Origin of the sequence: Bacillus sp. MHSD_36, from assembly GCF_030757775.1 — a bacterium.
In the GTDB taxonomy this organism is placed as follows: Bacteria; Bacillota; Bacilli; order Bacillales; family Bacillaceae_G; genus Bacillus_A.
The window spans coordinates 293,508-305,986 of record NZ_JAVBIS010000003.1; the positions used below are offsets into that span (position 1 = coordinate 293,508).

The following is a 12,479-nucleotide window of genomic DNA, read 5'->3' on the forward strand; positions in this document are numbered from 1 at the left end:
GTAGTATATTATAAAACAGGCTTATGATATAGTGATAGGAGAAAAGGTATTGGAAAGCAATGCCTTTTCTTCTATGTATATGTGACAAGAAGGGGGGAGCTGAAATGAAGAAACATTTTTCAAAAACACAATTAATGGGGATGCTCCTCATCATATTTGGATTTGGTCTTTTTCTTGATATGATACTTGGACATTTTGAACCAGGTGGTCTCATTTTTGCATTTATTATGCTTATGTTTGGAAGGCATTATCGTAAAAAGAATCGTTATGTACGGGGAAATGTATTTTTATTTGTTGGTGGTATCGTATTTTTATTCTTCTTATTTTCATCAGCAGCATTTGTTCTTGTCGTATTCGCTTGTTTAGCTTTAATTGGTTATCAATTGATTCAACAAGGGCATAAGCAAAAGGCAATGAAGGTTGAAATTAAAGAAAAAGGGATTATAGACGAAGAAAAGCAAATATATCGTACAGAACCATATTTGAAAAATATGTTTGTAGGTAATGTACGAATGATGGATCATATTTATGAACTTGAAGATATAAATGTTCAATATGGTGCTTGCGATGTGGAAATAGATTTAACAACTGCTATGATTCCTGAAGGAGAAACTGTAATTGTTATTCGAGGTGTCGTTGGTAATATTCGTTTATATGTGCCATATGATATTGAACTTTCTTTAAATCATTCTGTTATTGTCGGACGGGTGCTCTTGCCAGGACATGAAGAGACAGGGTTTAACCGCAATGTTACATTTAGAACAGAGCAGTATAAAGAGGCTCCTCGTCGTATTAAAATTATTTCTTCGCTTGTCGTAGGCGATACGGAAGTGAGGAAAGTATAATGAAGAAACAAAAAAATATTTCGTGGATGTATATTCGTTATTCTATGTTGTCCTCTGTTAGTATCGCACTCATTTGTACAATTGTATATGTATGGAAGAGCGAGCAACAAGTGTATGATTTACTATGGAAGGAATCCATTGCTTCTGTTCCAATTGGCTTGTTTATTATGACTACAAGTTTACTTATCGGGGGAATTGTAGGATATGCAATCGGTTACTATATAGAGCAGCGTATACAAGGGTTAAATACGTTTCTATTTGAAGTAGAGCGAGGGAATTTTCCGAGCGATGTTTCGTTTACTGCAGATGATGAATTTCATGAAGTGGAACGAAAAGTAATCGGCCTTGCTCGTCGATTAGAGGAGCAAGCTGGACTTTTTCAAAAAGTAACGAATGAACGAGCTCATTGGAATGAAGAGATGAGACAAGAAGCGATTTCCCAAGAAAGGCATCGATTGGCGAGGGAGCTGCATGATTCTGTAAGTCAGCAGCTTTTTGCAATGTCGATGATGATGTCGGCTATTAATGAACAAGTAGCTGAATTTCCAGAAACGACGAAAAAGCAGTTGCAGCTCGTTGAAAATATGGTTGTAAATGCACAATCAGAAATGAGAGCATTGCTTCTTCATTTACGCCCAGTACAGTTAGAAGGTAAGAAGCTAACAGAGGGGATAGAAGAGTTATTAACAGAACTTTCTAGAAAGCAACATATGAAAATTGAATGGTTAATTGAGCCAATAGAATTGAAAAAAGGTGTAGAAGATCATTTATTCCGCATTGTACAAGAGGCGCTGTCTAATACTTTACGGCATGCGAAGGCAAAGAAAACAGAAGTGCGTCTTCGAAAAATTGATCAATATGCAATTCTAAAAATAATTGATGATGGCGTTGGATTTGAAGTGGGAGTTAATAAAGCTGGTTCATATGGTTTAAGATCAATGCAAGAGCGTGTTCATGAAATTGGAGGGACATTAAAAGTGCTTAGTTTTCCAGCTAAAGGTACGCAAATAGAAGTGAAAGTACCGATTATGATTGAGAGAGGGGGAGAATCATGATAAAAGTATTACTAGTGGATGATCATGAAATGGTTCGAATGGGTGTATCAGCATATTTATCAACACAGCCAGATATTGAAGTGGTTGGAGAAGCTGAAAATGGAAGAAAGGGTGCAGAGTTAGCTTTGCAATTAAGACCGGATATTATTTTGATGGACCTTGTCATGGATGAGATGGATGGGGTTGAAGCAACACGGGCTATTATTCAGGAATGGCCAGAAGCAAAAATTGTAGTTGTAACGAGTTTTTTAGATGATGAGAAGTTGTACCCTGTAATTGAGGCCGGAGCGACAAGTTATTTATTAAAAACATCAAGAGCGAGTGATATAGCAGACGCTGTACGAGCAACTTATGACGGAGAAACGGTATTAGAGCCAAAAGTTACTGGTAAAATGATGTCTCGTATGCGTCAGAAGAAAGAACAACCTTTGCATGAGGAGTTAACAGAAAGAGAGTCTGAAATTTTGTTATTAATTGCAGAGGGGAAAAGTAATCAAGAGATTGCAGATGAATTGTTTATTGCTCTCAAAACAGTAAAGACACATGTGAGTAATATATTAAATAAGCTTAATGTAAGTGATCGTACACAGGCGGTTATTTATGCATTTAGACATCAATTGACGAAATGATAAAGTGAAACTAATAATCAGTGGGGTTATCCCCACTGATTATTAGTTTGTAACGAATCTTTTTATTGACGTTAATAAATGTAAGCGTTATCATTGAGTTGTTAACAGTACATACAAAGGGGAGAATGTATATGTTAGTTCAAACTATATTTGGCATGGATAAGTCTAAAAACCTAGGGGATTATGTGAACGCATTACAAGCGCTTTGTGAACAATATAATGTTGAAACAGATAAAATTGCAATTGTTGAGGCGACAGAAGAGTACTATTTATTTTTAGTAAAGCAAGAAGAGTGCTATGATGTTGTCAAAGTAGAAACGGTGGATACAAATATCGACTATTATACGAAAGCTTATAAAATAAGTAGCTTTAATCATACTGCTTATCAAATGTAAAAAAACTCCCATTCGGGAGTTTTTTTAGGATGCTTTTACTTTGTGAGATTCGTTTAGTAAAGGAACTTTTTTTGCACCGCTTAGCTTAGCGATTGTAAGGCCAATAAGCGCTCCGGCTAGTGCAGGTATTAGCCAGCCAATTCCTTCATTATATAAAGGGATAAACTCAAAATATGGTGTGATAAATGAAATGGAAATACCACCTTGTTTTAATCCATCAAATACGCTTACAATTGCTGCTCCAATTAAAGCACCTACATAAACAGAGCGATACCCACCGAAATATTTATGAAGCAACGATAGTAGAACAAGTACAATTGCAATTGGATATACGACAAGTAGAATTGGAACAGAGATAGCAATAATTTTTGTTAAACCTAAGTTGGCAACTAATAATCCTAATGCGCAAATGATGCTAGCGAACGTTTTGTATGAAAATGTAGTCAATAATGTTGAGAAGTATTGACTACATGCAGATACAAGTCCAACACATGTTGTTAAGCAAGCGAGTGTAACGATAAGAGATAATAGAAGCAAACCGTATGGACCGAATAACTGTTGTACGATGACAGTAAGTAATTGTCCGCCATTTTTTGCGTATCCGAGAGAGACACTAGTTGCACCGAGCCAGCCAAGTGCACCATATACAAGTACGAGACCGGTAGCGGCAATAAGCCCTGCTTTTGCTGTTGCGATGGCAATGGATTTACGATCCTGTACACCTTTAGAACGAATGGCATTTACAACGATAATTCCAAATGCAAGTGCCGAAATGGTATCCATCGTTAAGTATCCTTCCATAAAGCCTTTGAAGATTGGAGAAGTTTGATACTCTTGCATTGCTGGTCCTGATTGCCCGAGTGGTGTAAATACACTTTTAACAAATAACAAGAAAATAGAGAGTAATAAAATAGGTGTTAAAATATTTCCGATGCGATCGACAAGTTTAGATGGATTTAAACTAAGCCAAAATACGATAGCGAAGAAAATGACCGTGTATAAAAATAGTGCTAGGCTACTAGAGCGAATTGTTTCTGGTAAGAAAGAACTAACACCCATTTCATAAGCGACATTTGCAACGCGTGGAATTCCCATAGAAGGACCGATTGCGATATATACAACTACAGTAAAGAAAATTCCGAATAATGGGTGAACATGACTTGCAAGTTGTTGCATACCATTTCCTGATAAAGAAATTGCAATAACAGTTAGTAATGGTAAACCGACTCCTGTTAGTAAAAAACCAATCATTGCCGGCCAAAAGTTTTCACCTGCATTTTGTCCAAGCATGGGAGGGAAAATTAAATTACCTGCCCCAAAAAATAAAGAAAATAGCATAAGACCCGTGAAAAAAATATGTTTTTTTGATACAGTGTTCATTGTTTTTCCTCCTTTTTAAATTCATTTGTAAGAACACAAAAAACTCGTCCCTAAAGAAAGGGACGAGTTATATTTACCCGCGATACCACCCTAATTTATACATGTAGAAATGAGTCTATATGTATACGGCTTTACAACGTACAACATGATACGTGTTCCTTGTAACGGGGGACAGCCGGTAAGAACTTACTGTAACATTCGGTTCTACTTCTCGGAGATGATTTTCGGCTACGCACTGAACGTTGGCTTTCAGCAAATCGCCAACTCTCTGGGGGACAGTCCTATAACGTACTCGTTCTCGTCAATGAATTTTTATTCAAGTATTCTGACAGTATTGTCACATGTTTTTTTTTGAAAGTCAACATTTTTTTGAAAGGTACATTTACATACAGAAATATAGAATGTGATTTTCGTTGTTGTAAAAGGAATGGAGAATTGTAAAACGGGAGTAAAATTTTGTGGAGAATTGTAAAATGTATAGAGAAAGTTGATATTTATAGGAGTAAAGAAGGGATTGTTTGAATTTACAGAGAATAATACAACAATCCACTTGCTGGAAAGAACAAACCAAAAGAGGTGACTGAAATGCTTGCGATGGGAGTATTATTTGGCATTATTGCTATAATTGGTTTTATGTGGTTATATTATTCGCGTTCGTTTAAACAAGCAGAAGTTTTACTCTTTCAAAAAGGTAGTTTGTTGACAAATCAGTCTAGATATTTAGTATGTCCGAAGTGTGGAAGTGCACAGGCCAGAAGTGGAGGATATCAAGAGTGTTGCAAAATTAGATTATGAAAGAAGGAAGCCTCACATTATTTTGTGAGGCTTCCTTCCTTACTATTTCATGGCGCTCCAAATCGTCCACCGATCTCTTTCGATAATAGGAGATACGTTTTGCAAGGCAGTCTGTACTTGTTGTAGAAGTTGAGAAAGTTCATGATCTGTTAATTCGAATAGAATAGATCGACCTGTTCGAGGTGATAAATCGTGTAGCAATGCTTCTACAGAATCATGTGTTTTTCGTACTTCCCATTGTGTTTGAGTGGGGAATACGTGAAGAAAATATTTTTGTAATTCTTGTTGTATCGTGGTGGTTTTTGGACGTCTTTTGGATTCAACTTCAATGAGTTTTGGAAAGATAGAGAAAAAATATCCACGGATGTGTTCGGGGCTTCCAGGAATTGTACAATCTTCAATGGTTCGGTCTTGTACAATAAGTACACCGTTTTTCTTTAATATACGAGAAGCTTCACGTAGAAATGTAGGAATGTCGTGTAAATGATGAATAACTGCGCGCGAAATAACAATGTCGAATGTATCATTAGGATATGGGACGTTATGTGCATCACCGTGAATGAATGAAATATTTGAAAAACCGCTACAATTTTCTTTTGCAGCTTGTAATATTTCTTTTGAAAAATCAAGTCCAACAACACTTTCTGCTCCCATAAGAGCAAGTTCTTTCGTATAAATTCCGCCACCACAGCCGATATCAATAATTTGCTTGTTTTGTATATTTGTAATACTTTTTATCATTTCTCCCCAAGAACTATGGGCGTTTCGCTGTGCGTATGTGTATTTATTATTTGCATCGTGAAAATTAATGGACATGAAAAAGACCTCCTTTCAATGCTTAGTATAGCGTATTTTATAGTGTGTCACGTTTTTGTTTTTTGTATGAAGATTATAAGGATTTCTTATTATAAAAGGAGGATTCAATTGAAAAGGAAATATGTATTGTTAATGGTTGCTATGTTACTAGCATCTTGTAGTCCAACTGAGCCCAAAAAAGAAACAGAAAAAATAGAAGAGACGGTGAATGAAGTGAAAGAAACGATAGGGGTAACCGTTATACAAAAAAAACATAAAGAGAAAAAGTTACAGGAATCAGAAGCAAAGTTAGTAATAGACATTATGGATAAAGCTGAGAAACAAGAAATAACAGGAAGCTTCGGTGAACCTGAATATGAAATACAAATTAGTAGAGATGGGAGGAAAGAAACATATTATGCATGGCTGAGAGGGGAAGATAGACGAGGGTGGATACAACATAAGAAAGCTATGTATATGCTGAATAAAAAAGATACAGAAAAGCTCTTGGCTATCTTTCCAAATGTTTCAGAACAAATAGAAGATGAGAAGCAGGTAGATCCTTTAACGGAAGTAACAAAAAAAGATTTGCAGATTACCGCGTTTCATATTAAAGCAGGAGATCAAAAAGTGAATTATATGGTACGGTATACGATTTCACAATCACTATACAACAAGTTAGAGAAGGGACAAGAGTATTATTTGCAAGTCATTTATCCGGAAAAAGTTCAAAAATTAATTGGAGCAAAAGAAAGTGAGGAAGTTTCAGGTGAAAAGGTAAAGGAAGGGTATAAACAGTATGAATTACATGCTACTGTTCCGGTGAAAGATGCTTCAGAATCACAATTAAAGTCATTAGAAACATATTATGAAAATTATGATTTGAAAATATTAAATAGTAAAAAAGAAAAAATAGGTGTTTTTCAAAATATCATTCAAATTGTTAAAGAGTATGGTGAAAAAATGAATTTGCAAAGATAAAATGAAACTTTAATTAGCCCTTACGGATTGGTATAAATGTAAATTCGTAATGGTTATATGGCCTTTCCTAGGAAATGATAATAAAGAGGGGAGGCCCCCCCTCTCTATTACTTTGCTTTTGCAGATGGCTCATTCATTGATTTTCGTGTAATAAGAAAAGAAATCATAAGAGCAGAAAGGACGATAAGAGCAATAAATACGTGATTTGGCAACAAATCTAATAATAATACGTAACTAGCGGTATAAAAAATAAGAGTTGAAGCTAAAAACGATAGAGCGCCTATTATGAGAGATTGTAAATTCATTCGTAAACACCTCCTTTTATTTATATTTTTGGCTAAAAATGGATTATATAAACATTATTTCTAACAATAGAAAAAAATATTTCATAATAGAGAAAAGAACAAGCTTTGATGAATATGATTCGTTAATGAGAGATAAAGGAGAAGGATATGAAAAATAATAAAAAAGGATTATGGGGAATTATTGTTGCAATAGGGCTATTTTTACTTTCTAAGTTAAAGTGGGTATTTGCAATTTTTAAATTAGCAAAATTTTCAACGGTATTTAGTATGTTACTATCACTTGGTGCATACGCAGCTATATATGGTTGGAAATTTGGGGTAGCGCTCATTTATTTGTTGTTTATTCATGAAATGGGCCATTTATGGGCTGCGAAAAGAAAAGGTATACCAACATCGCCAGCAATATTTATTCCATTTATGGGCGCTCTTATTGGGATGAAAGAGATGCCGAAAAATGCGAAAGATGAAGCTTACATCGCCTATATGGGGCCTCTTTTCGGATTGTTGTCATTTTTACCTGCAATTCCACTTTATATAATAACGAAAGAGCCATTTTGGGCATTAATTATTTTACTTGGAAGTATGATTAATTTCTTTAACTTGATTCCAGTTTCTCCATTAGATGGTGGGCGGATTATCTCAGTTGTAAGTACAAAAATTTGGGGAGCGGGCCTTATTGTATTGCTCGGTTATTCCATTTACTTTAAAAGTATTTTGGGAGGATTTATTTTTATTATCGGTTGTATGGAATTATATAGAGTATTAAAGCGAGATGAGCCAATAAAGGAATTAGGATATAGAATTGATGGAATGAAAGGATATGTTGCAAGGCTTAAAGAGGAGTTAATAGAAACTGGTGGAGTACATCGAAATATATATATGATGCAACATGAAATAAATGTATTAAGGCAAAAAGAACGAGAGAAAGAATTAAAAACAGGAGAACTTCAAAAGATTGAAGTGTTAGAGTATCTTTTACGAAAGTTTGAGCCACTTGATTACGTCCCATATGAAGATGAAAAAGAAACACATACCATTCATATAAGAGAAGCATTTGAAATGTCAGAAAGAAAGTTACAGGAATGGGATGCGGAAAAGAGACAACAGGAAAACTATTACAAAGTGGATATGAAAACGAAATGGACGGTATGTGCTTGTTATATCGGATTAATGGCTATACTCGGTTATACAGCTTATGAAGGATATGTTATTTTACAAGAGCATTTGCCAACGAGAAATGCATAGAAAAATATTGTCGAAATGATAGGAAGGATTTATACAGGAATTAGATTTCTACGAGAGAATGTTACAAGTATAGTACTACATTGTAATATCTTTAATAGAGAAGGAGTTCTGTATATGAAGAAATTGTTACGTGTATTCGGGATTATTATCGTGATGATCATTGCGAGCTATAGTCTTATGAAAGTGCTGCTACATTATGCGAATAAGCCTGCTGAGGTAAATACAATAGCTCAAATAGAAGATGTGCAAGAAGAGACAAAAGTGCTAGATTTTATTCGTATGACACATGAAAGCTATAATAATTTCTTAAATTATGGTAAAGCAGAGAATTATACAGACGGGGACTGGAACCAATTTAAACAATGGTTTCAACAACAAGAATCGTCTTTAAAAAATATACATACAGAAATAAAGAATGAAAAAATAAAACGAGATGTAAATAGAAGCTATGAAATTGCAAAAAAAGGTGTGGAACTTCAAAAGATTGAGTATGTAGTTTACGCACATCGTGTATACCATGACTTAGATATTATCGTAAATAAATATAGAGGTGAGACGAACATCTGGGGTTATACAGAATTTGGAGATGGGAAAGATATAAAGGTAATTGAACAAGCTATTCAGTCTAAATAATAAGCTAGCTAGAAATTCTAGTTGGCTTATTTTTTTTGTAAGTGTAATGTTCATATATTTTTCACAAAAACAATGTGTTAATAGTGATTAAAATCACAATCCGTATTATACAATTCAGTTAAACTAAAAACAGTTAAGGAAATAGAGGAGTGGGATACAATGTTAAGTGAAAAAACAATTGAAATCGTAAAGTCAACAGTACCATTATTACAAGAAAAAGGCGTTGAAATTACAACGAGATTTTATGAAATTTTATTTTCGGAACATCCGGAGTTATTGAATATTTTTAACCATACAAATCAGAAAAAAGGAAGGCAACAACAAGCGTTAGCGAATGCCGTTTATGCAGCTGCAACGTACATTGATAATTTAGAAGTTATTATTCCAGTTGTAAAACAAATTGGTCATAAGCATAGAAGTTTAGGTATTAAAGCAGAGCATTATCCAATTGTAGGTACATGTTTACTACGTGCGATTAAAGAGGTCGCAGGCGCACCTGATGAAGTGTTAAACGCATGGGGAGAAGCTTATGGTGTCATTGCTGATGCATTCATTAGCATTGAAGCAGAGATGTATGAAGAAGCGGCACATAAAGAGGGCGGATGGAAAGATTTCCGTAACTTTGTAGTTGTTAAAAAAGTGAAGGAAAGCGATGTTATTACGTCATTTTATTTAAAACCTGAAGATGGAGGGAAAGTTTCTTCATTCATCCCAGGACAATATGTAACGGTTCAAATAAAAATTGAAGGTGAAACATATACACATAATCGTCAATATAGCTTATCAGATGCCCCTGGAAAAGAATATTATCGAATTAGTGTAAAGAAAGAAAAAGGTGTAGATACACCGGACGGTAAAGTATCAAATTACTTACATGATCATGTAAAAGAAGGCGATATGTTACCGGTAAGTGCACCTGCAGGAGATTTCGTGTTAAATATGGATTCAACATTACCAGTTGTACTAATTAGTGGTGGGGTAGGTATTACACCAATGATGAGTATGCTAAATACGTTAATTGAACAAGATTCAAAACGTAATGTATGTTTTGTTCATGCAGCATTGAATAGCAATACACATGCAATGAAAGAACACGTTGAGGCAGTAGATAATGAATACGAACAAGTTAAAGCATACACTTGCTATTCGGCACCAACTGAAAAAGATCTGGAAATGAAAAACTTTGATAAAGAAGGTTTCATTGAAGCTGAATGGTTGCAAACGATTATTCCGACAACGGAAGCGGAATTTTATTTCTGTGGCCCCGTACCATTTATGAAACATATAAATGCTGCACTAACTGATTTAGTTGTGAAACAAGAGCATATTCACTATGAATTTTTCGGTCCAGCAGCAAGCTTACAATAGATATAATTTGAATAAGCAAAAAAACGAGGTATTATTTTACCTCGTTTTTTATTTGTTCTCGCAATAGTCGATTTACCGTTTCACGGCGTATACCAATGAGCTGACCAATTTCAGTTTGCGTTAATATTTCATATATAGGAATGTCACCTAAATATAGTGTGAACCATTCTTGTAAGCGATGAAGACGTTCTTTTGGAGAGACGGTCGTCAATTGATCGATACGCTGCTGCATCATTCTTAATTTTGATTGTAATTGCATAGCGATATTTGCATACGATGCAGGATTCGCTTGAAGTTGATCGTACCACTCGTTACTATTTATAGGTTCAACTTCTGTTTTCATTAAAGCAATTGCTGTACCGTGATATTCCTTCGGTGAAATTAAAGAATGATGAGGTATTGTTTCTCCTGGAACGATAATGTTGAATAGAAATGGTGTTCCATCTTCTTCTATTCTTACCACTTTTAATAAACCTGTTTTTATAAAATATAAAGGACCATCCTCGCCTTGACGGAATAGTACATCTCCTTTGTGTAGAATCAATGTTAGCCCCCCATTTAAACATTTCTATTACTTTTATTTTAGCGTATATGTATACAGACGATATGTTTTTTAACAGCAATTTCATTGACGAAATATATGCTATTACAGTAGTATACTATTTAGTGTGTAATAGTACTAGCAATGAATACGCTGTAGGGGGTTTAGTATATTGTTAGATGCGATAAAAATGACGGATATGAGAATTCCGGCGAATGCTATCATTCATGTAGAAGAGATGAAGGGTGGAGTCGTGTTATCCGTTGAAGTGGACGGCCAAATTATTTATACGATGGCTTATGATGAAGAAACAGATAGTTATGCTGAATTATATGATCGAAACGATAAGAGGGCGTGCCAAGTACATGAGGATTTTATGGGATGGTCACTTCTTCACTAAAAAGATGTCAATATGACATCTTTTTTTATTAAACCGATAGAATATACAAAGAAATGAAATATAAGGATAAAATTTGTAATAAATGATTTTGCATTGTTAGCACTTTGTAACTGCAAGTAAACTATTTTTTCGCTATCATAAAGATAACAGTCGCAGTTATAGGAGTGGTCAACGTGAAGAAAGTACATATTTCTAATTACATGCTATTATGTGTTTGTTTCATTTTATTTGTTCTCTTAGGAGGATTTTTATATTCATGTGTGTAAGAAAAAACGCATTCTAAAAAGAACACGTTATAAAAAAGAAGTAATGATTAATCTAGTTCCGAGAATAATTAATGTGATGCGTAATAAATTAATTACGGCGTTACCGCTTAATTTTGTATTAATATACGCCCCGATTTTTCCGCCAATCCATGCACCAGGAATAAGAATTAATGCGTAAATCCAGCTGACATTTCCAAGGGATATGTGAGTTGCAGAACTTACAATTGCTGATAGAAATACGATGAACATCGAAGTTGCTACAGCAATATGTGCTGGGAATGCAAAAAGTAGCATCATTGCTGGAACAAGTAAGGCACCGCCACCAATTCCGAATAAACCAGATATAAAACCAACTATAAAGGCGATAAAGATAGCGAGAAGCGGTGGGAATTGATAGTGAACAGTGTTTCCTTCGTTATCTGTAAAAGAGCGCTTAATTACAGTCATATTTGATAAAGAAAGGGGTTTTAATTTGTCTCGTAACATAAGAAGAATGGAGACAAAAATAAGGAAAATCCCAAAATATAAAGAAAATGTATCTTGGTTTAAAAATTTATTTGCCCACGAGCCGATGATACCACCAGGGCCACTCCCGATAAATAAAATAAGTCCACTTTTGTAATCTACTCGTTTATGCTTCATATAAGTAAGGGTGGAAGATAGTCCTGTAAAAACGACTGTTACCATTGAAGTTCCTACTGCAAGTTGTGGTGATAGGCTGTGTAATCCGATTAATAACGGAACAATAATAATTCCGCCGCCAAGTCCGACTAGACTTCCTACTGTCCCGGCGATTAGTCCGATGAAAAGTAACATGATGTATTCCAAAATTGCCAACTCCTCTAT

15 protein-coding genes and 1 other annotated feature are annotated in these 12,479 nt (G+C 34.9%); of the genes, 10 read left to right on the forward strand and 5 right to left on the reverse strand.

Annotated features, from left to right (window positions below):
• The first annotated feature begins 104 nt into the window (after nucleotides 1-104).
• Genes liaF through Q9B79_RS14665 form a run of 4 tightly spaced genes read left to right on the forward strand, consistent with a single transcriptional unit; the run spans nucleotide 105 to nucleotide 2,924 of the window.
• Nucleotides 105-845: a cell wall-active antibiotics response protein LiaF gene (gene liaF / locus Q9B79_RS14650; protein ID WP_000716089.1), complete on the forward strand. Its 741-nt coding sequence runs from the start codon at nucleotides 105-107 to the stop codon at nucleotides 843-845.
• Nucleotides 845-1,900: a sensor histidine kinase gene (locus tag Q9B79_RS14655; RefSeq protein ID WP_306185347.1), complete on the forward strand. Its 1,056-nt coding sequence runs from the start codon at nucleotides 845-847 to the stop codon at nucleotides 1,898-1,900. Before liaF ends, Q9B79_RS14655 begins: the two co-directional genes overlap by 1 nt.
• Complete coding sequence (locus Q9B79_RS14660; protein WP_000598703.1) at nucleotides 1,897-2,529, forward strand: response regulator; 633 nt, start codon at nucleotides 1,897-1,899, stop codon at nucleotides 2,527-2,529. The genes Q9B79_RS14655 and Q9B79_RS14660 overlap by 4 nt, the downstream gene beginning before the upstream one ends.
• Before the next feature lie 56 nt (nucleotides 2,530-2,585).
• Nucleotides 2,586-2,924 (forward strand): DUF3922 domain-containing protein, encoded by a 339-nt coding sequence (locus Q9B79_RS14665; RefSeq protein WP_306186173.1) that lies wholly within the window; start codon nucleotides 2,586-2,588, stop codon nucleotides 2,922-2,924.
• Nucleotides 2,925-2,948: 24 nt separating this feature from the next.
• On the opposite strand, the gene brnQ3 is transcribed toward Q9B79_RS14665, so the two are convergent.
• A complete protein-coding gene (gene brnQ3 / locus Q9B79_RS14670; protein ID WP_306185350.1) occupies nucleotides 2,949-4,304 on the reverse strand; it encodes a branched-chain amino acid transport system II carrier protein BrnQ3 in 1,356 nt (451 codons plus the stop codon).
• Nucleotides 4,305-4,359: 55 nt separating this feature from the next.
• Nucleotides 4,360-4,618: a binding site (T-box leader), on the reverse strand.
• 271 nt (nucleotides 4,619-4,889) lie between these two features.
• Here brnQ3 and Q9B79_RS14675 point away from each other — a divergent pair.
• On the forward strand, nucleotides 4,890-5,099 hold the full coding sequence (locus tag Q9B79_RS14675) for a hypothetical protein (RefSeq protein ID WP_000880630.1): 210 nt from the start codon (nucleotides 4,890-4,892) through the stop codon (nucleotides 5,097-5,099).
• 42 nt (nucleotides 5,100-5,141) lie between these two features.
• Here Q9B79_RS14675 and Q9B79_RS14680 read toward each other — a convergent pair whose 3' ends face one another.
• Nucleotides 5,142-5,915, reverse strand: coding sequence for a class I SAM-dependent methyltransferase (locus tag Q9B79_RS14680; RefSeq protein ID WP_306185354.1), 774 nt, complete (start codon nucleotides 5,913-5,915; stop codon nucleotides 5,142-5,144).
• 108 nt (nucleotides 5,916-6,023) lie between these two features.
• On the opposite strand from Q9B79_RS14680, the gene Q9B79_RS14685 reads away from it, so the two are divergent.
• Nucleotides 6,024-6,875 (forward strand): YhfM domain-containing protein, encoded by an 852-nt coding sequence (locus tag Q9B79_RS14685; RefSeq protein WP_306185356.1) that lies wholly within the window; start codon nucleotides 6,024-6,026, stop codon nucleotides 6,873-6,875.
• 107 nt (nucleotides 6,876-6,982) lie between these two features.
• Here the strand turns inward: Q9B79_RS14685 and Q9B79_RS14690 are convergent, their stop codons facing one another.
• Complete coding sequence (locus tag Q9B79_RS14690) at nucleotides 6,983-7,180, reverse strand: hypothetical protein (protein ID WP_306185358.1); 198 nt, start codon at nucleotides 7,178-7,180, stop codon at nucleotides 6,983-6,985.
• A gap of 147 nt (nucleotides 7,181-7,327) precedes the next feature.
• On the opposite strand from Q9B79_RS14690, the gene Q9B79_RS14695 reads away from it, so the two are divergent.
• The 3 genes from Q9B79_RS14695 to hmpA all read left to right on the forward strand — a co-directional run bounded on the left by Q9B79_RS14695 (nucleotide 7,328) and on the right by hmpA (nucleotide 10,426).
• Nucleotides 7,328-8,425 carry a site-2 protease family protein gene (locus tag Q9B79_RS14695; RefSeq protein WP_306185360.1) on the forward strand — a complete coding sequence of 366 codons (1,098 nt, stop codon included), beginning with the start codon at nucleotides 7,328-7,330 and terminating at the stop codon, nucleotides 8,423-8,425.
• A gap of 114 nt (nucleotides 8,426-8,539) precedes the next feature.
• A complete protein-coding gene (locus Q9B79_RS14700; protein ID WP_306185362.1) occupies nucleotides 8,540-9,058 on the forward strand; it encodes a hypothetical protein in 519 nt (172 codons plus the stop codon).
• 159 nt (nucleotides 9,059-9,217) lie between these two features.
• Nucleotides 9,218-10,426 carry an NO-inducible flavohemoprotein gene (gene hmpA / locus Q9B79_RS14705; protein WP_306185364.1) on the forward strand — a complete coding sequence of 403 codons (1,209 nt, stop codon included), beginning with the start codon at nucleotides 9,218-9,220 and terminating at the stop codon, nucleotides 10,424-10,426.
• A gap of 31 nt (nucleotides 10,427-10,457) precedes the next feature.
• On the opposite strand, the gene Q9B79_RS14710 is transcribed toward hmpA, so the two are convergent.
• Nucleotides 10,458-10,970 carry a Crp/Fnr family transcriptional regulator gene (locus Q9B79_RS14710; protein WP_263701013.1) on the reverse strand — a complete coding sequence of 171 codons (513 nt, stop codon included), beginning with the start codon at nucleotides 10,968-10,970 and terminating at the stop codon, nucleotides 10,458-10,460.
• 169 nt (nucleotides 10,971-11,139) lie between these two features.
• Here Q9B79_RS14710 and Q9B79_RS14715 point away from each other — a divergent pair, with 169 nt between their 5' ends.
• Complete coding sequence (locus Q9B79_RS14715) at nucleotides 11,140-11,367, forward strand: hypothetical protein (RefSeq protein WP_000882907.1); 228 nt, start codon at nucleotides 11,140-11,142, stop codon at nucleotides 11,365-11,367.
• Nucleotides 11,368-11,660: 293 nt separating this feature from the next.
• Here the strand turns inward: Q9B79_RS14715 and Q9B79_RS14720 are convergent, their stop codons facing one another.
• Complete coding sequence (locus tag Q9B79_RS14720) at nucleotides 11,661-12,461, reverse strand: sulfite exporter TauE/SafE family protein (protein WP_000455758.1); 801 nt, start codon at nucleotides 12,459-12,461, stop codon at nucleotides 11,661-11,663.
• Between the last annotated feature and the right edge of the window lie 18 nt (nucleotides 12,462-12,479).